Origin of the sequence: Allobosea sp. WAO (assembly GCF_001509835.1) — a bacterium.
GTDB lineage: Bacteria > Pseudomonadota > Alphaproteobacteria > Rhizobiales > Beijerinckiaceae > Allobosea.
The window spans coordinates 66,834-84,839 of the sequence record NZ_JXTJ01000015.1; the positions used below are offsets into that span (position 1 = coordinate 66,834).

General features: G+C 68.1%; 13 protein-coding genes. 7 read left to right on the forward strand and 6 right to left on the reverse strand.

Features of this window, described 5'->3' with window-relative positions; translation table 11 throughout:
* Positions 1 to 116 precede the first annotated feature (116 nt).
* Positions 117 to 971 carry a LysR family transcriptional regulator gene (locus DK26_RS23705; RefSeq protein WP_066477976.1) on the forward strand — a complete coding sequence of 285 codons (855 nt, stop codon included), beginning with the start codon at positions 117 to 119 and terminating at the stop codon, positions 969 to 971.
* Positions 972 to 1,002: 31 nt separating this feature from the next.
* Here DK26_RS23705 and DK26_RS29945 read toward each other — a convergent pair whose 3' ends face one another.
* Positions 1,003 to 2,679 (reverse strand): methyl-accepting chemotaxis protein, encoded by a 1,677-nt coding sequence (locus DK26_RS29945; RefSeq protein ID WP_184231682.1) that lies wholly within the window; start codon positions 2,677 to 2,679, stop codon positions 1,003 to 1,005.
* Between the two features lie 173 nt (positions 2,680 to 2,852).
* Between DK26_RS29945 and DK26_RS23715 the strand changes: the two genes are divergently transcribed.
* Positions 2,853 to 4,475: a peptide chain release factor 3 gene (locus DK26_RS23715; RefSeq protein WP_066477982.1), complete on the forward strand. Its 1,623-nt coding sequence runs from the start codon at positions 2,853 to 2,855 to the stop codon at positions 4,473 to 4,475.
* Between the two features lie 130 nt (positions 4,476 to 4,605).
* On the opposite strand, the gene DK26_RS23720 is transcribed toward DK26_RS23715, so the two are convergent.
* Both DK26_RS23720 and DK26_RS23725 read right to left on the reverse strand, forming a co-directional pair.
* Positions 4,606 to 5,835 (reverse strand): hypothetical protein, encoded by a 1,230-nt coding sequence (locus tag DK26_RS23720; RefSeq protein ID WP_066477985.1) that lies wholly within the window; start codon positions 5,833 to 5,835, stop codon positions 4,606 to 4,608.
* Positions 5,836 to 5,866: 31 nt separating this feature from the next.
* Entirely contained in the window at positions 5,867 to 7,159 is a 1,293-nt protein-coding gene (locus DK26_RS23725; RefSeq protein WP_066478246.1) for an adenylosuccinate synthase, read from the reverse strand.
* Between the two features lie 479 nt (positions 7,160 to 7,638).
* Between DK26_RS23725 and DK26_RS23730 the strand changes: the two genes are divergently transcribed.
* Positions 7,639 to 8,217, forward strand: coding sequence for a protein-tyrosine phosphatase family protein (locus tag DK26_RS23730; RefSeq protein ID WP_066477994.1), 579 nt, complete (start codon positions 7,639 to 7,641; stop codon positions 8,215 to 8,217).
* Between the two features lie 185 nt (positions 8,218 to 8,402).
* Positions 8,403 to 9,614, forward strand: coding sequence for an amidohydrolase (locus DK26_RS23735; protein ID WP_066477997.1), 1,212 nt, complete (start codon positions 8,403 to 8,405; stop codon positions 9,612 to 9,614).
* Between the two features lie 174 nt (positions 9,615 to 9,788).
* Here the strand turns inward: DK26_RS23735 and DK26_RS23740 are convergent, their stop codons facing one another.
* The 3 genes from DK26_RS23740 to DK26_RS23750 form a co-directional block, all read right to left on the reverse strand.
* Positions 9,789 to 11,477, reverse strand: a complete 1,689-nt coding sequence (locus DK26_RS23740) for a mucoidy inhibitor MuiA family protein (protein ID WP_066477999.1) — start codon at positions 11,475 to 11,477, stop codon at positions 9,789 to 9,791.
* 394 nt (positions 11,478 to 11,871) lie between these two features.
* Complete coding sequence (locus DK26_RS23745; protein WP_066478002.1) at positions 11,872 to 13,494, reverse strand: ABC-F family ATP-binding cassette domain-containing protein; 1,623 nt, start codon at positions 13,492 to 13,494, stop codon at positions 11,872 to 11,874.
* An 83-nt stretch (positions 13,495 to 13,577) separates the two neighbouring features.
* Positions 13,578 to 14,186 carry a TetR/AcrR family transcriptional regulator gene (locus DK26_RS23750; RefSeq protein ID WP_066478005.1) on the reverse strand — a complete coding sequence of 203 codons (609 nt, stop codon included), beginning with the start codon at positions 14,184 to 14,186 and terminating at the stop codon, positions 13,578 to 13,580.
* Between the two features lie 77 nt (positions 14,187 to 14,263).
* On the opposite strand from DK26_RS23750, the gene DK26_RS23755 reads away from it, so the two are divergent.
* The 3 genes from DK26_RS23755 to DK26_RS23765 are packed head-to-tail and all read left to right on the forward strand — an operon-like array spanning position 14,264 to position 18,003.
* Positions 14,264 to 14,869 carry an NAD(P)H-dependent oxidoreductase gene (locus DK26_RS23755; RefSeq protein ID WP_066478007.1) on the forward strand — a complete coding sequence of 202 codons (606 nt, stop codon included), beginning with the start codon at positions 14,264 to 14,266 and terminating at the stop codon, positions 14,867 to 14,869.
* A 45-nt stretch (positions 14,870 to 14,914) separates the two neighbouring features.
* A complete protein-coding gene (locus DK26_RS23760; protein ID WP_066478009.1) occupies positions 14,915 to 15,466 on the forward strand; it encodes a biliverdin-producing heme oxygenase in 552 nt (183 codons plus the stop codon).
* Entirely contained in the window at positions 15,463 to 18,003 is a 2,541-nt protein-coding gene (locus tag DK26_RS23765) for an HWE histidine kinase domain-containing protein (protein WP_066478011.1), read from the forward strand. The genes DK26_RS23760 and DK26_RS23765 overlap by 4 nt, the downstream gene beginning before the upstream one ends.
* Positions 18,004 to 18,006 lie beyond the last annotated feature (3 nt).

Here is an 18,006-nt window from a genome sequence, read left to right on the forward strand (position 1 = left end):
CCGCCTCCCGTTGTGCCGTCAGAAATGCGCCTCCAAGTGGGATTCTAGCTGCCTGCTGACATAACGAAATCAAAACTGCATTATTCCCGGCATAAGCGACCGTTATCGAGGCGGATATGCCGCGAAACCTCGACATCGCCTTGCTGCGTGCCTTCGATGCCGTCGTGGCGGCCGGCGGCATCACCGCGGCTGCGCGGCTGCTCAATCTGACGCAGGCTGCGGTCAGCCTTCAGCTGAAGCGGCTTGAGGAAAGCTTCGGCTGTCGCCTCGTCCAGCGCGACCGTGCCGGCATCCGCCTGACCCCGCAGGGAGAGCGCCTGATCGGCCAGGCGCGCCGGCTGCTGCGGCAGAACGACGAGGTCTGGGCCGTGATAGGCAGGCCTGCCTTCGCCGGCGAGGTCCGTCTCGGCATGCCGTCTGATCTCGTGAGGCCGTTCGGAACGCCGATCCTGCGGCGCTTCGATCGCGCTTGGCCGCAGGTGCGTGTCGTCATCGTTTGCGACAGCAGTGGCCGCCTGCTCGAACAGCTCGATCGCAGGGAGATCGATCTCGCGATCGTCGTGCAGAGCGCCGATGCTACGGGCGGCGAGACGTTGCGGGTCGAGCCTCTGGCCTGGGTCGGCGCGCGCAATGGAACGGCCCATCTGCGCGAGCCGCTGCCGCTTTCGACAGGCGACGACACCTGTCCGCATCGCCCGGTCGCATTGAAGGCGCTGGCGGCAGCGGGACGGGACTGGCGCTTTGTCTGCGAGGTCGCGAGCTTCGAAGCGATCTGCGCCCCGGTCGAGGCCGACATCGCCGTCTCGCCGATGCTGCCTGCGACGGTGCCGGAATCGCTGGCCGTTCTGAAGGAGTCGGCCGGCCTTCCGCCGCTGACCGATTTCCTGATCAATCTCCACCTTCCACGTGCGGGCGCGGGCGACGTGGCTCTGGAGCTGGCGCGCAACATTCGCGAGCTGCACAGCGCGTAGCCCCGGCGGCGGCAGGACCGGCGCAGCCCGCTCAGGCCGCCTTGATCTGCTTGAAGAAGGTGTCGACCTCACCGCGCAGCGTCGCCGCCTCGCGGGCGAGGTTTTCGGCGGTGCGCAGCACCTCGGCGGCCGAGCGCATCGCCTCGTCGGAGGCGGCGGTGACGCCGGCAAGCCGCTGCGCCACGGTCGCCGCGCCATGGGCTGTCGCCTGGGCGTTGCGGGCGATCTCGGAGGTCGTCGCGCGCTGCTCCTCGGTCGCGTCGGCGATGGCGCCGGTCTGGTGCGAGACGTCGCTCATTGTGCGGGTGATGGTGCCGATCGCACTGACGGCGCCCTCGGCCTCGCCATGGAAGGCCTCTATCTGGTGAGCGATGCCGTTGGTCGCCTCGGCAGTGCGGTTCGCCAGCGTCTTGACCTCGGCGGCGACGACGGCGAAGCCGCGTCCGGCCTCGCCGGCGCGGGCAGCCTCGATGGTGGCGTTGAGGGCGAGCAGATTGGTCTGCTCGGCGATGTCGCGGATCAGGTCGATGACGGTGACGATCTGCTCGGAGGCGCGGGCAAGGTTGCCGACATGGCGGCTGGCGCCGAGCGCCTCATCGCTGGCGCCGCCGACCATGGCATTGGCGCGGGCGACGCGGGCCGAGATCTCGGTGATCGAATCCGACAGGTTCTCGGCGGCGGTCGCGACCTGCTGGACATTGCCCGAGGCCTCCTGGGAGGCCGACTGCGCCCGGCCGATCTCGGAGGTCGCGGCGACGGCGAGTCCGTTCAGCATGCGCGCTGCGCTTTCCAGCGACTGGACGCCACCGCCGACGGTCTGGAGCGCACCGGCGAGCCTGGCATCGAACGCGGCGACGATCTCGTCGATGCGCTGCTGGCGCGCGATCCGGGTCTCTTCCTCGCCGGCCGCAGCGGTTTCGAGTGCCGCGCGGGCGCGGGCATTGTCGCGGAAGACCGCGACCGAACGGGCCATGTCACCGATCTCGTCACCGCGCTCGACCAGTGGGATCTCGTCCACGGGCTCGGCCGCCGCCAGCGCCCGCATCGTCGTCGCCAGCCGCAGCAGCGGCCCGGCGATGCGGCGCTGCACGATGAGCAGCGCAAGCAGAAAGCCTGCGGCGATCGCGAAGGCTCCGGTGCCGATCAGCAGGCGCGAGCTGCTCTGCTGCATATGCACGAGCTCGGTGTCGAGCGATGCACTGTGGGCATCGTTGCTGCCGGCGAAGCGCTTGAGCGCTTCGTTGAGCGCCTTGCGGTTGTTGCGGTTGCCCTCGTCGTCGCCCATCGCCCGGGCCGCTGCGATCGAGTCTGCGCGGGCAAGGCGCACGATCTCGCGGCGGAAGGCGATGAACTCTTCGACACTCCTGGCTACGGTGGTGTAGCTGTCGTGGTCGCCGGGGCCGATCAGCGGCTGCCAATCCTGCATCAGCACGTCGATCTCGCGCAGCCCCTGCAGCAGCAGCGGAATGAAGCGTTCGGCGCCAGCTGCGTCCGCACTCATGTAGATGCCGCGCGATTCCATCACCGCGCCGTTGACCAGACCGTTGATGCGCTCGGCAATGGCGGCGCGCTGGGAGGCGGCCTGCATCTCGCGTGTCATCGTCGCATAGCGTTCGAGCGTCTGAACGCCGACTGCGATCGCGAGTGCCGCCGCCAAGGCGAGCAGCAGCACGGCCGCGAGGATCTGGCTCGATATGGTGCGCAGCATGGCCATCGGTTCTTGGGCGCGCCTGCCGCGACTTTCCCCCTGGCGCGCGGCGTGAAACCGCCGAGCAGTCAAGCCGGGTTTGGTTAATTTTACGTTCGAGCGACCGGAAATAGCCTGATCCGGCAACTGCATGGCGATTGACTCAGGCGCCGCCATCCTGTCTCAACCACGCCATGACGGATATTCAGACCATCGCCGGCGCCGTGGCCGCCGCTGCGCCGCATGCGCGCCGCCGCACCTTCGCGATCATCTCGCACCCGGACGCGGGCAAGACCACGCTGACCGAGAAGCTCCTGTATTTCGGCGGCGCGATCCAGCTCGCAGGCGAAGTCAGGGCCAAGGCCGGACGGCGCCAGACCTCGTCCGACTGGATGAAGATCGAGCGGCAGCGCGGCATCTCGGTCGTCACCTCGGTGATGACCTTCGAATATGGCGGGCATGTCTTCAACCTGCTCGACACGCCGGGTCACGAGGACTTCTCGGAAGATACCTATCGGACGCTGACCGCGGTCGACAGCGCGGTGATGGTGATCGACGCCGCCAAGGGCATCGAGGCGCGCACCAAGAAGCTGTTCGAGGTCTGCCGCTTGCGCGATATCCCGATCGTCACCTTCATCAACAAGGTCGATCGCGAGACCCGCGACCCGTTCGACCTGATCAACGAGATCGAGACGACGCTGGCGCTCGACGTCGCGCCGATGACCTGGCCGGTCGGGCGCGGGCGCGAGTTCGTCGGCACGCTGGATTTCGCCTCGAACACCTTCCGCCGCAACCAGAAGGGCGATGAGACCGATGCCGGCACGCCGGTCGCCGGCGAGGACGACAAGCTGTTCGACGAGCTGCTGCCGAACGGCGCCGTCGACAGCTGGCGCGAGGAGGTCTTCCTGGCGCGCGAGGGCCTTAAGCCGTTCGATCTCGCGGCCTTCCGCGAGGGCCATCTGACCCCGCTCTATTTTGGTGCGGCGCTGCGCGACTACGGCGTGCGCGATCTGATCGACGCGCTCGGCCGCCATGCGCCGAGCCCGCGTGCGCAGGTCGCCGACAAGCGCGCGGTCGAGGCGGACGAGCCGAAAATGACCGGCTTCGTCTTCAAGATCCAGGCGAACATGGACCCGAACCATCGCGACCGCATCGCCTTCATGCGCGTCTGCTCGGGAAAGCTCTCGCGCGGCATGAAGGCGAAGCTGGTGCGCACCGGCAAGCCGATGCCGCTGAACGCACCGCAGTTCTTCTTCGCCCGCGACCGCTCGATCGCCGAGGAGGCTTATGCCGGCGACATTGTCGGCCTGCCGAACCACGGCACGCTGCGCATCGGCGACACGCTGACCGAGGGCGAGGAGATCATCTTCAAGGGCGTGCCCTCCTTCGCGCCGGAGATCCTGCGCCGCGTCAAGCTGAAGGACGCGATGAAGGCCAAGAAGCTGCGCGAGGCGCTGCAGCAGATGGCCGAGGAGGGCGTCGTCCAGCTCTTCCTGCCGCATGACGGGGCGCCTGCCATCGTCGGCGTGGTCGGGGCGCTGCAGCTCGACGTGCTGAAGGAGCGCATGGATGTCGAGTACTCGCTGCCGGTCGATTTCGAGCCCTGCCAGTTCTCGATCGCCCGCTGGGTCTCGAGCGAGGACAAGGTGGCGCTGCAGAAATTCGTCGCGCTGAAGCCGTCCTCGATGGCCGACGATCTCGACGGCGACCCGGTGTTCATGGCCTCGTCGCAGTTCACCTTGAAGTACGATGCCGAGCGTGCGCCGGGCATCAGCTTCTCGGATGTGAAGGACTACCAGAAGGTGGCTGGCGGCTGAGGCCGCCAGCGTTCGTGATGGTCGGCCTTGAGCCGACCATCTCAGAAAGCAATGGAACTCCGACGAGCGGATTTCTGTCCGAAATTCTCGGGCCTACGCTTCGCTGCGTCCGAGAATGACGTCCTGCGGCTCAGCCGCGCCAGCGCGCGAGCGCATCGGCGATGGTCTGGTTGCCGGAGACGCCCTTCTCGAAGGTGATGATGCCGCGCCGGCCGGAGGCGAAGCGCACCGGCAGGTCGATCCAGGGCCTGGACTGCAACAGGTCGAGATTACGGTCGGATTCGACCTGAACGTTCGAGAGCGCCGCCACGAACAGATTCTCGCCGAGCGCCGAGGAGATGGCCGAAAGCGGCGCGCCGCGCTCGCTTTCATCGGTCTTGAACTGCGGCACGCCGACCTCGCGGATCGTATCGCTCGCCGCCTCGCCGGTGGTGGTGAAGCGCATGCCGATGATGTGCGAGGCCGGGAAAGCCTGGTCGGTGTTGCGCCGGATGGTGAAGTCCAGCGCCAGGCCCGCATCGGGAACCTCGACCGTCGCGCGCACGATGGTCTCGACCGGCTGGCCCTGGCCGACCGTGTCGCTGTCGAGCCGCCAGAAGACGCGGCCGGGCACGGTGCGAGGCTGCTGCGGCGCCTCGGGCACCTCGATGTACAGCACGGCGCGCTGGGCGACGGCGATGTCGCTGGTCTGCCCCGGCGTGCTCGGGGTGCTGCGCGCGGTGCCGGGCTGGGATGCCGGAGACTCGGGCGTGCCGGCGCGCTCACTGATCTTGCCGGAATGTTCGGGCTGGGCCGGCTGCGCGGGTGCCTCCGTGCGCGGCCTTGCGGCCTGCTCCGGCTGCGGATTGATCTTGTTGACGTAGTAAGCGGCGCCCGCGATCACCGCGACGGCTAGCGCGACGCCGACACCGACGACGGCGGTGCGGACATGGCCCGGATTGACGCTGCGCGCGCGCGGCGGGGCGACACGCGGGCGGATCGGCGCCGTGTCCTCGCGCAGCGGCGGCTCGTCGAAGCGAGCGTCGTCTGCTTCGACGGGGGCCGGAGCGGGGCGCTCGGCCGGTGGTTCCGACCTTGCGGGCGGCATCGGCTCGGGGCTGCGCCGCTCGCCTGCCGGCAACGGCGGAAAGCTCGGCTCGATCGCCTCTGCGAGCGCGATCTCGGCCTCGATGCGCGAGACCGCCTCGTCGAGCGAGAGCCGCTCGCGGGTGATGTCGGCCTCGGAAAGCGGCGGATCGAGGCTGCGCAGCTGGGCGAGCAGGGCGGCGCGGGCGCGGTCATAGACCGCCCGGCGCGCCTCGGGCGACTTGTCGGTCAGCCCGGCGATCGCCCGCGCCAGAATGGGATGGAAATCGGCCATTCGCCTCAAATGTCCGTGTTGTTCCGGTCCGTCAACCCTCGAAAGGGTTCTGGACCAGGATCGTATCGTCGCGCTCCGGGCTGGTCGAAAGCACGGAGACGGAGGCGCCGATCAGCTCCTCGATGCGGCGGACATATTTGATCGCCTGTGCCGGCAGCTCGGCCCAGGAGCGGGCTCCGGCCGTGGAGCCTTCCCAGCCGGGAATGGTCTCGTAGATCGGCTCGACGCGGGCCTGGTCGCTCTGGCCGGCCGGGAGATGCTCGAGCACCTGACCGTCGAGGCGATAGCCGGTGCAGACCTTGATCTCCTTGAAGCCGTCGAGGATGTCGAGCTTGGTCAGCGCGATGCCGTCGATGCCGGAGGTCTTGACGGTCTGGCGGACCAGGCAGGCATCGAACCAGCCGCAGCGGCGCTTGCGGCCGGTGACGACGCCGAATTCCTTGCCCTTCTGGCCGATCAGCTCGCCGATCTCGTCGAAGAGCTCGGTCGGGAACGGGCCCTCGCCAACGCGTGTGGTGTAGGCCTTGGCGATGCCCAGCACATAGCCGACGGCGGAGGGGCCGAGGCCCGAGCCGGTCGCGGCCTGGCCGGCGACGATGTTGGAGGATGTCACGAAGGGATAGGTGCCGTGGTCGACGTCGAGCAGGGCACCCTGCGCGCCCTCGAACAGGATGCGCTTGCCGGCGCGGCGCTCCGCGTCGAGCAGGGCCCAGACCGTGTCGGCATAGGGCAGGATCTGTTCGGAGATGGCCGTGAGCTGCGCGAGCAGCTCTGCGCCGTCGACCTCGGCGATGCCGAGCCCGCGGCGCAGCGCATTGTGGTGCGCCAGCAGCCGCTCGATCTTGGCTTCGAGGACGGTGCGGTCCTTCAGGTCGATGACGCGGATCGCCCGGCGGCCGGCCTTGTCCTCATAGGCGGGGCCGATGCCGCGCTTGGTCGTGCCGATCTTCAGCGTGGTGTTCGACGTCTCGCGGAAATGGTCGAGCTCGCGATGCAGCGGCAGGATCAGCGTCGCATTGTCGGCGACGCGCAGATTCGCAGGCGAGATCTCGACGCCCTGGGCGCGCAGCCGGGCGATCTCCTCGACGAGGTGCCAGGGGTCGACGACGACGCCGTTGCCGATCACCGAGAGCTTGCCCGGGCGGACGATGCCCGAGGGCAGCAAGGAGAGCTTGTAGACGACGCCGTCGATGACGAGCGTATGGCCGGCATTATGGCCGCCCTGGAACCTGACGACCACATCGGCCTGGCTCGACAGCCAGTCGACGATCTTGCCCTTGCCCTCGTCGCCCCACTGGGCGCCGACCACGACCACGTTCGCCATGGCGGTGACCTTTCTCTCGCTGCCGAAGCCCGTCCGCGGAAGTGACATCACTTCCGCAACCGGACCATGCTCCAGGTTGGGCCGGCGCGAAATTCCCATCGTCCGGCCATGACGGGCCGAAGCGAAAGCACACCGGCGCAAAGCGCCCGCACAAACGAAAACCCCGGCGCAAGGCCGGGGTTTCGGGGAGGTCCTTGCAACCCCTCTTCCTCCAAGAGCATGGCGAGGTCAAGGCTGAGGCCGGGAAAGCCGGGGAAAGAATCGGCCTTGCGCCGTTCGAGGCCGCCTGCCGCCACGCGGTGGCTGGTCGAAAAGGCGGCGTTTGGTCGCCCCGCCGCGGGGGGCTTCTCTCGCTGCTATGCCGCCTTCGACCGGCGCGCGTGTCGGCGGACGAAGGGCAGCCCTGCGGTTACCGCTGTTGCGGGGGCGGGCCGGGAGGATTAACCCGGCCCCATCCGTCACCTTGGGGCCCGCCAACGATGCAACCGATCGCCATTTCGACGCTGACCATCTGCGGGATCGAGGAACTGCCGGCGCAGAGCGCCCGCAAAGTCAGCCATGTGCTCTCGCTGCTCGATCCGGACCTGCCGGAGCTCGAATCCTTCGTGGCCTACGAGGCGCATGAGCGGACGACCCTGCGCTTCCATGACATCATCACGCCGCAGGAAGGCCGCGTGCATCCGACAGAGGCGCATGTCGACGAGATCCTCGACTTCGGCGCCAAGCTGCGCGAATCGGCGCTGAAGCGGCAGGAAGGGCACCTGCTCGTGCATTGCCATATGGGCATTTCGCGCTCGACCGCGGCGATGCTTTCGCTGATCGCGCAGGTCCATGCCGATGAGGGCGAGGACGTGCTGTTCGCGCGGCTGCGGGCGATCCGGCCGCAGGCCTGGCCGAACTCGGTGATGATCGGCTTCGCCGACCAGGCGCTGAAGCGTGACGGCCGCCTCACCGATGCACTGCGCCGGCATTACGCCCACCAGCTCGTGGCCCAGCCGCGCTATCGCCAGTGGATGGCCGATCTCGGCCGCAGCGCCGAGGTCGAGATGGCGGGCTGAGGTCGCCTGCCACCAGCCGGCGACGCCCCGTCTCGCTCCGTCGGCGGCAGTCCCGTGAAGCATGGCTGTTTTGCTGCGCCCGCAGAGGGCGATGGCGGCGATCGGCCCTATGAATTCACTGGACGGCGGATGGCGATGGCACGGGCCATGCTTTGAAAAACCGCCGCAAGCTGGGGAATGCGACCATGACGAAGCTCGATGACTGGCTCGGCGAAAACCATGCCGAGTTCACGGCGATCCGCCGCGACATCCATGCGCATCCCGAACTCGGGCTGGAAGAGCATCGCACGGCGAAGCTCGTCGCCGACAAGCTGCGCGAATGGGGCGTCGAGGTCAGCGAGAATATCGGCCAGACCGGCGTCGTCGGCGTCATCCGCGGCACAGGGCCGGGCCAGCGCGCCATCGGGCTGCGTGCCGACATGGACTGCCTGGCGCTGGAAGAGCTGACCGGGCTGCCGCATGCCTCGAAATTCCCGGGCCGGATGCACGCCTGCGGCCATGACGGCCACACCACCATGCTGCTCGCGGCTGGGCGCTATCTCGCCGAGAACCGGGATTTCGGCGGCACGGTCAACCTGATCTTCCAGCCGGCCGAGGAAGGCCGTGGCGGCGCCAATGCCATGCTCGCCGACGGTCTGTTCGAGCGCTTTCCCTGCGATGCCATCTACGGCTTGCACAACACGCCGGGCGTGCCGGCCTCGCATTTCGGCACGGCGGTCGGCCCCTTCCTGGCGGCGGCCGATTCCTGGAAGGTGACCTTCCGCGGTGTCGGCGGCCATGGCGGCTCGCAGCCGCATCGCTCGACCGACATCACCTATGCGCAGGCGCATTTCGTGCTCGGCCTGCAGGGTATCATCGGCCGCAATGTCGCGCCGCTCGACACGGCGGTGATCAGCGTCGGCTTCATCCATGGCGGCGACGAGAACGCCTCGAACGTCATCCCCTCCGAGCTCGTCATCGGCGGCACGGCACGGACCTATTCGCAGGAGGTGCGAGCTCTGGTGGAGCGGCGCATCGCCGAGCTTGCGGCTGCGACGGCGCAGGCCTGGGGCTGCGAGGCGGACGCCCATTACCATCGGGGCACCAGCCCGCTGGTCAACGCCGCCGAGCAGGTGAAGGTCGCGGTCGCGGCGGCCTCCGCTGCTGTCGACCCTCAGCACGTCAACGGCCAGATGCTGCGCGGCACCGGTGGCGAGGACTTTGCCGAGATGATGCTGGTCTGCCCCGGTGCCTTCATGCGCATCGGCAACGGTGTCGAGGCCGATGGCTCGTTCAAGGGGCTGCACACCCCGCTCTACGACTTCAACGACGAGATCATCCCGGCCGGCGTGCGCTACTGGGTCGGCCTTGTCGAGCAGGAACTCGGCCAGGGCTGGCAGGCCGTCGCTGCGGAGTGACGCCGTCATGGTCGGGCTTGTCCCGACCATCCACGCCTTCGCCGACCACATGCGGGGTCTAAGACATGGATGCTCGCCACAAGGGCGAGCATGACGGGAAGCGCAGCGCGACTCCTCATCCGTCTCGGCTTCGCCGAGCCACCTTCTCCCGCAAGGTGAGAAGTGAGAGGAGCGTTACCGCCGCGTCTGGTCGAAGATCACCTCGCGGTCGCCCGGATATTTCACTCGGTAGGCGAGGCGGATTTCCTTCTGCGCGCCGGGGGCGAGCTCGAAGCTCCAGGCCGAGACGCCGCGCTTGTCGCCGACCTGCTTCTCGGTCGGCGGCGTGCTCTGCGACAAGAGCTCGACCGTGATCGCGCTGTTCTCCGAGAAGGGCACGCGCTCGGTCACGATGAGTTTCACCGTCTGGGCGTGCAGGCTCTTCACCACCGTCTTGAACTCGCGCTGGTCGGTACGGGTCGCGCCGAGCCAGCCGGAATCGTTCTCGCGCCGGCGCACCGGTACGCGCGTCACCTTGATGCGGTCATCGGCGCCGAAGCCGAGTTCGACCTTGTCGCCCGGCGCGATCTGGCCGAGGCGGCCCTTGCCGATATAGGCGCCGTCGCGGTGCAGATAGACCTCGCCGGGCAGCAGCGGCACCTCGTCCTCATGGCTGAAACTCGCCTCGAGATAGGCCTTCTCCTCCAGCTCCGGCGTGGCGCGGGCCGATAGCTCGGGCTTGAGCTTGCCTTGCGTCAGCACCACCGCCTTGGTGGAGCCGTCCGGCGGGATGGAAACCCGGCCGGGCACCCTGAAGCTTGCCTGATAGGTGCCGGCGCTGATGCCGGCGGTCTGGACCTCGGCCTGCTGTTTTTTGAGGGTGTCCGCAGCGGCCTCCGGCGCCGCCGGTGCGGGGGCGATCGCCAGGGCAGGGGGTCTGGCCGCGCGTTCGGCTTCCTGCCGCAGCGCGCGCGCCCGCTCTTCATAGACGACCGGCGGCTCGTAGAAGGCGATGCGCAGCGGATTGAGTTCCGGCGCCCGCGTGCCCTGTGCCGAGCGGGTCGTTGATAATTCGACCGCGACCTCGCTCCAGTCCTCGCCGGTGCGCTGGCGCAGTTCGGCGCGGCGGGTGAAGGCGATCTCGGCGCCACTATTGGCGCTGCCGGTTGTCAGCCGCGCCTCGTAGACCGGCAGCCAGCTCGCGCCCGAGACGCGGTAGCTGACCGCGATGTCGGCCGCGACCGGCGCCTTCGCCTCGACGGCGATGGCGACCTCGCGCTTCGGCTGGCCGGCGCGGGCGCCATGCGGGCGGGCCTTCTCCAGCGCCGCGATCTCGGCGTCGAGATCGGACATGCGGTTGCGCAGGGTCAGCAATTCGCCCTGGACCTTGACCAAGGCGGTGCCGATCGCATCGAAGATGGCCGGCCAGTCGGTGACCGGCAGCGCCTTGCCGTCGGGGCCGAGCTTGTCGGGGCCGGTCTTGCCGAAGTTCTCGATCGTCGCGCGCTTGGCCTCGACGGCGCTGACCTCGCCGGAGAGCTTTGCCTTCTCGCCCTGCAATGCCCGGATCTTGCCTTCGAGCGCGGCGTCGATGACGGGGCGGGCATCACCGGGAACCTGGCGGACATCGACGGCACCGATGGCGAACGGCCCGTCGCCTTCAGCCTCGACCCGGATCGAGGCCGGGTCGACGCCGGCCGGTAGGCCGCGCAGCACGATCTGCGAGACGCCCTGCAGGAGCGACGCCTTGCCGAGGCGGGTGACCACGGCGCCGTCCGGATAGACGGTGACACGGTCGATCTTCGAAGCGAGCTCGACTTCTGTCGCGCTGGCGAGGCCCGGCGCGAAAATCAAGGCTGCGGCCAGTCCGGTCTTCATCATCATGCTGTCCCCCGACAAATCACGCGGCCGCGATTTGCCCGAGGGATTTCGGCGCGGCGAGGGCGGAATTGGGCCGGAAGGTGGGAAGGCGCCGGGAGGGCACGACCACCGCCCGGCGACGATGGCAGCCCCTTGCCGGCGCCAGGACGGTTTTCGCTACGTCATGGGGAGCCGAACGGTCGGCAAGCCGCTTCCCTTCGCCCCTTGCGGGAAAGGGATAGGGAGGACTCGCGATCCTCGTCATACTCGCCCTTGTGGCGAGCATCCACGTCTTGGACCACGATACTCGACCAGCGAAGGCGTGGTTGGTCGTGACGGGCCCGACCATGACGCGGAAAGCCGGCGCGCGCCCTCATCCGGCCCTGCGAGCCACCTTCTCCCGCAGGGGGAAAAGGAACTAGCTGCGCAGGCCCGGCGCCTCCTGGCCGGTGCTGGCGACGTATTCGGTGTAGCCGCCGCCATAGAGATGAACGCCGTCCGGCGTCAGCTCGAGCACGCGGTTCGAGAGCGCCGCCAGGAAATGGCGGTCGTGGCTGACGAAGAGCATGGTGCCCTCGTACTGGGCGAGCGCCGTGATCAGCATCTCCTTGGTGGCGATGTCGAGATGGTTGGTCGGCTCATCGAGCACCAGGAAGTTCGGCGGGTCGTAGAGCATCTTGGCCATGACGAGGCGGGCCTTCTCGCCGCCCGAGAGGAAGCGGCAGCGCTTCTCGACATCATCGCCGGAAAAGCCGAAGCAGCCGGCGAGCGCCCGGAGCGAGCCCTGGCCTGCCTGCGGGAAGGACCCCTCCAGAGACTCGAAGACGGTGGCGTCGCCGTCGAGCAGCTCCATGGCGTGCTGGGCGAAATACCCCATCTTGACGCTCGCACCGATGGCCACCGAGCCGTCATCGGGCTTGGACGAGCCGGCGATCAGCTTCAGCAGGGTCGACTTGCCAGCGCCGTTGACGCCCATCACGCACCAGCGCTCCTTGCGGCGGACCTGGAAGTCGAGCCCCTCATAGATGCTGCGGCTGCCATAGCGCACATGGATGTTCTTCAGCGTCGCCACGTCCTCGCCGGAGCGCGGCGCCGGCTGGAACTCGAACTGCACGGTCTGGCGGCGGCGCGGCGGCTCGACCCGGTCGATCTTGTCGAGCTTCTTGACGCGGCTCTGCACCTGCGCGGCATGCGAGGCGCGGGCCTTGAAACGCTCGATGAAGGCGATCTCCTTGGCGAGCATGGCCTGCTGGCGCTCGAACTGCGCCTGCTGCTGCTTCTCGGCGAGCGCGCGCTGCTGCTGGTAGAACTCGTAGTCGCCGGAATAGCTGGTGAGCGTACCGCCATCGATCTCGATGATCTTGCCGACGATGCGGTTCATGAACTCGCGGTCGTGCGAGGTCATCAGCAGGGCGCCGTCATAGCCCTTGAGGAAGCTCTCCAGCCAGATCAGGCTTTCGAGGTCGAGATGGTTGCTCGGCTCGTCGAGCAGCATGGCGTCCGGGCGCATCAGGAGGATGCGGGCGAGGGCGACGCGCATCTTCCAGCCGCCGGAGAGGGCGCCGACATCGCCGTCCATCATTTCTTGAGTGAAGCCGAGGCCGGCGAGCACCTCGCGGGCGCGGCCGTCGAGCGCATAGCCGTCGAGCTCCTCGAAGCGGCCCTGCACCTCGCCATAGCGGGCGATCAGCTCCTCCATCTCGTCGGCGCGGTCGGGATCGCCGAGCGCCGCCTCGAGTTCCTTCAGCTCGGCCGCGACGGAGCTGACCGGGCCGGCGCCGTCCATCACCTCGGAGACGGCGCTGCGGCCGGCCATGTCGCCGACATCCTGGCTGAAATAGCCGATGGTGGTGCCGCGATCGACCGAGACCTGGCCTTCATCGGGCAGTTCCTCGCCGGTGATCATCCGGAACAGCGTGGTCTTGCCGGCGCCGTTGGGGCCGACGAGGCCGATCTTCTCGCCCTTCTGCAAGGCGGCCGAGGCCTCGATAAAGATGATCTGGCGGCCGTTCTGCTTGCCGATGCTTTCGAGGCGAATCATGGGGTCCGGGAGGTTTTCAAGATCTGGAGTTGCCGCGCGTTTACAGGCTGCGGGACCCGCACGGAACCCCGCAGCGTGCCGGATCAGCCCTTTGCGCTGCGCGCGACCATGGCGGTGATCGTCTCGAACAGCTCGCGCTTCGCCTCGTCGGCGCCGATTTCCTGCGTCGCGGCGGCGTGCGACAGCCCTTCGGCGGCGCCAAGCATGGCGCGCAAGCCCGCGGTCGGGATCGTCCTGCCGGCGGCGAAGGGCGCGAGCAGGTCCCTGCATTTCTCCAGGAAGATCAGGTCGCAGTCGCGCTTGACCGCGGCAAGCTCGGGCGAGCCGGCGAGCGCGGCCATGACGCCGGGGATCTCGCGCCCCTGGGTCAGGACGCAGTCGACATAGGAGGAGGCGATCGCCCCGGCCTTGCCCGCAAGGCTCGCCTCGCTGCCTGTGAGCGCCGCATCCATGATCGCGAACTCCCGCGTGTCGAAGTCACGATAGAGCGCGATCAGCAGGGCGCTGCGGGTCGGAAAGTGGCTGTAGACGACCGGCTTGGTGACGCCGGCCCGCTCGGCCAGGCGCCCGAGCGTCAGAGCGTCAGTGCCTTCCTCGCCGACCACCCGCCAAGCGGTCTCGATGAGCTGACGCTGGCGATCCTCGCGCGTCAGGCGCTGACGGCGCTGCTGTTCGGTTTTCGGGCTTGACATATCTTATATACCAAAAGTAACTTACTAAAAGTATATAGCGGTCGCCGACCGATCGCAATCACCGCAGGAGATTTCGCATGCATGCCCTCGTCGTCGTCGCCCATCCCGATCCCGACTCGCTCAGCCACGCCGTGACGCAGGCGCTCGCCGAGGGCGTCGCCGCGGCCGGGCACAGCGTCGAAATCGCCGATCTCGCCAGGGAAGGCTTCGATCCGCGCTTCTCGCTGAACGATCTTTCCGTGCACCGCCGCGAGATTCCACCTTCTGCAGATGTCGCGGCGGAACAGGCGCGGATCGACCGGGCCGATGCGCTGGTGCTGGTCTATCCGGTCTATTGGTGGTCGATGCCGGCTTTGATGAAGGGCTGGATCGAGCGCGTCTTCGCCAATGGCTGGGCCTATGACGAAGGGGCGGACCTCAAGACGGTCAAGAAGCTCGGGCATCTGCCGGTCCATCTCATCGGGATCGGCGGCGCCACCATGCGGACCTATGAGCGTCACGGCTATCTCAGCGCAATGAAGACGCAGATCGACCACGGCATCTTCGGCTATTGCGGTGCGCCGGTCGTGACTTCGGAACTGCTGCTGCCGGTGCCGGAGATGTCGGAGCATCTCGACACGGCCCGCGCGCTCGGCGGCAAGGTGTTCGCTGCCCGTGCCGGGCTTTCCGAGCGAGCCGCCTGAAACCCGGCTTGACGAACTCGGCGGGCCGCCGCTTCTGTGGCGGCGATGACATCGCCCTCGCTCCGGCTCTACCTCCGCGATCACACCCGCCAGGCCCATCAGGAACTCGACCGGACGATCGGCCGGCTCGACAGCGCCGACGCTTATGGCAGCTTCCTGCGGGCATCCTATGCGCACAGGCAGCCGGTCGAGCGCTATCTTGCCGGTGCCGACTGGCCCGCCGCGTTCGGTGACTGGCGCCCTACAGAACTCGGACCGCTGATCGCGGCCGATCTCGCCGATATCGGCGCCGAGCCGCCGGTCTCGCCCTCCTTCGACCTGTCAAAAGACATAGCCTCGCTCGTCGGGGTCATCTACGTCCTCGAAGGCTCGGCCCTCGGGGCAAAGCTGATCAGGCGCATGGCAGGCGCCCTCGGCTACGACGAGAACCATGGCGCGCGCCATCTGGCGCGGCAGGAGCGACTGGGATCCTGGCGGGGTCTGCTCGCGATCATGGAACGTCTGGAGAGCATCGATCTGGCGGCGGCTGTCCGCGCCGCCGAAACCACCTTCGAGCAGGCGGCGAGCGCCATGCGCGAGAACGGATTCGGCCGATGAGCACAGTCGACCTGACGAACTGCGACCGGGAGCCCATCCATATTCCCGGCAGCGTCCAGCCACATGGCTGCATGCTGGTCTGCGACGAGGGGGCGGTCGTCATCCGGCGGCATTCGGTCAATGCCGCCGAGTTCCTCGGCCTGCCCGAGGGCAGCATGGTCGGGCGGCGACTCGAGGATGTGATGGGCGGCCAGCCGGTGCACGAGCTGCGCAACGCGCTTGCGCGCTCGGGGACGCCGGCGCGGGCCGGCTTGATGCCGAAAATGGTCTTCCCGACCTCGGAGCAGGCCTTTGACGTCAGCGTCCATCGCTACAAGGGCAACGCGATCATCGAGTTCGAACGCTCGGCGCCCGACGGGACCAGCTCGCCGCTGGAGTTCGCCCGCACGCTGGTCGGGCGCCTGTCGAGCGCGCCGAACCCGCGCGACCTGATCTCGAGCGCGGTACGCCTGCTGCGGGCCGTGCTGCAATACGACCGGGTGATGATCTACCGCTTCGCGGCCGACGGTTCCGGCCAGGTGGTGAGCGAGGCCAAACGCGCCGATCTCGAGAGCTTCATGGGGCAGCATTTCCCGGCCTCGGACATCCCCAAGCAGGCGCGCCAGCTCTATCTGCTCAACCCGATCCGGCTGGTCTCGAATTCGAGCGGCGAGCGCTTTGCGATCGAGCCGGTGCTCGACGACAGCGGCGAGCCGCTCGACCTGTCCTATGCGCATCTGCGCAGCGTCTCGCCGATCCATTGCGAGTATCTGCGCAATATGGGCGTCGCCGCCTCGATGTCGGTATCGATCATCGTCGACGGCGAACTCTGGGGGCTGATCGCCTGCCACCATTACACGCCACGCTCGATGTCGATGAACCAGCGCATCGCCGCGGAGATCTTCGGCGAGTTCTTCGCGCTGCAGCTCAGTGCCCTGACGCAGAAGCAGGCGCTGGAGGCGGTCGACCGGGCGCGTGCCTTCCTCGGCAATCTCCTCGCCTCGGCCTCCCTCAGCACCGATGTCGCCGGCTTCCTGCGCACCAACCTCGGCGAGTTCCGGCAGCTGCTGTCCTGCGACGGCATCGGCCTGCTGATGGAGGGGCAGTGGTCGGCGACCGGCTCGGTGCCGCCGGCCGAGTTCGTGCCCGAGCTCGCCGGCCATGTCGGCATGCTGTCGCCGGGGGCCGTCTGGAGCAGCGACTGCCTGAGCGCCTCGCTGCCGAGCGCGAGCGCCTTCAGCGCCGATGTTTCAGGCGTGCTCGCAGTTCCCCTTTCGCAATTGCCGCGTGACTACCTCTTCTTCTTCCGCCGCGAGTTCGTGCAGACGATCGAATGGGGCGGCGATCCCAACAAGACCTATACCTCCGGCCCGCTCGGCGACCGGCTGACGCCGCGCCAGAGCTTCGCCGTCTGGAAGCAGACGGTCGAGAAGCGTTCGCGCCCCTGGACGCAGATCGAGCGCGAGCTGGCCGAGTCGATCCGCAGCGCGCTGGTCGAGGTCGTGCTGCGGCAGGGCGAGCTGCTCGCCGAGGAGCGCAAGAAGGCCGATCTGCGCCAGAAGATCCTCAATCAGGAGCTCAATCACCGGGTCAAGAACATCCTCTCGGTGATCAAGTCGATCATCTCCTATCCGCTCGGCGACGAGGTCGAGATCGCCGCCTATGTCGAGACGATCAAGGGGCGGATCGAGGCTTTGTCGCACGCGCACGACCAGGTCATGCGCAGCGCCGGCGGCGGCGTGCTGCGGGCGCTGGTCGAGGCCGAACTCGGCCCGTACAAGACCGCCCCGGGGCGCCTTTCGATCGAAGGGCCGCAGGTCGCGCTCGATGCGCGTGCCTTCTCGGTGATGGCGCTCGTCATCCACGAGCTCGCCACCAACGCCGCGAAATACGGCGCGCTGTCGCGCGAGAGCGGGCAGCTCTCACTGAGCTGGGAGCGGGACGAGGACGGCACTTGCCGCCTGCTCTGGCGCGAGCGTGGCGGCCCGCCGGTGAAGGTCCCGACCAGGGAAGGCTTCGGCAGCGTGCTGGTCTCTCGCAGCATTCCGTTCGATCTCGGCGGCAGCAGCGAGATTTCCTATCTGCCTGATGGCGTCGAGGCGCGCCTAGCCATTCCCGCCGTGTTCGTGACCTGGCTCGCGATGCCTGAGTCTGCCGAGGCGGAAGCAGAGAGCGCCGCCGGCGAGACGCCAGGAGAGGGAGGCGAGCCGCTGGCCGGCAAGACCGTGCTTCTCGTCGAGGATCAGTTCCTGATCGCGATGGAGGTCGAGGAGATGCTGCGTGGGCTCGGAGCCGGAGAGGTGGTCTCCTGCGCCAGCGTGCGTGAGGCGCTCGCCGCGATCGAGCGGCGCCGGCCGGAATGCGCCGTGCTCGACGTCAGCCTCGGCGCCGAAAACTCGGATGCGGTGGCGCAGCGCCTGCGCGAGCTCGGCGTGCCCTACATCTTCGCGACGGGCTACGATGCCGTGCCGTCTCTGGAAACCGGCGTTCCGGCCCTGCGCAAGCCTTATACGCGGGCAGCGCTCGCAGCCGCGCTCGGCGCCCTGAACCGCAGCTGATCC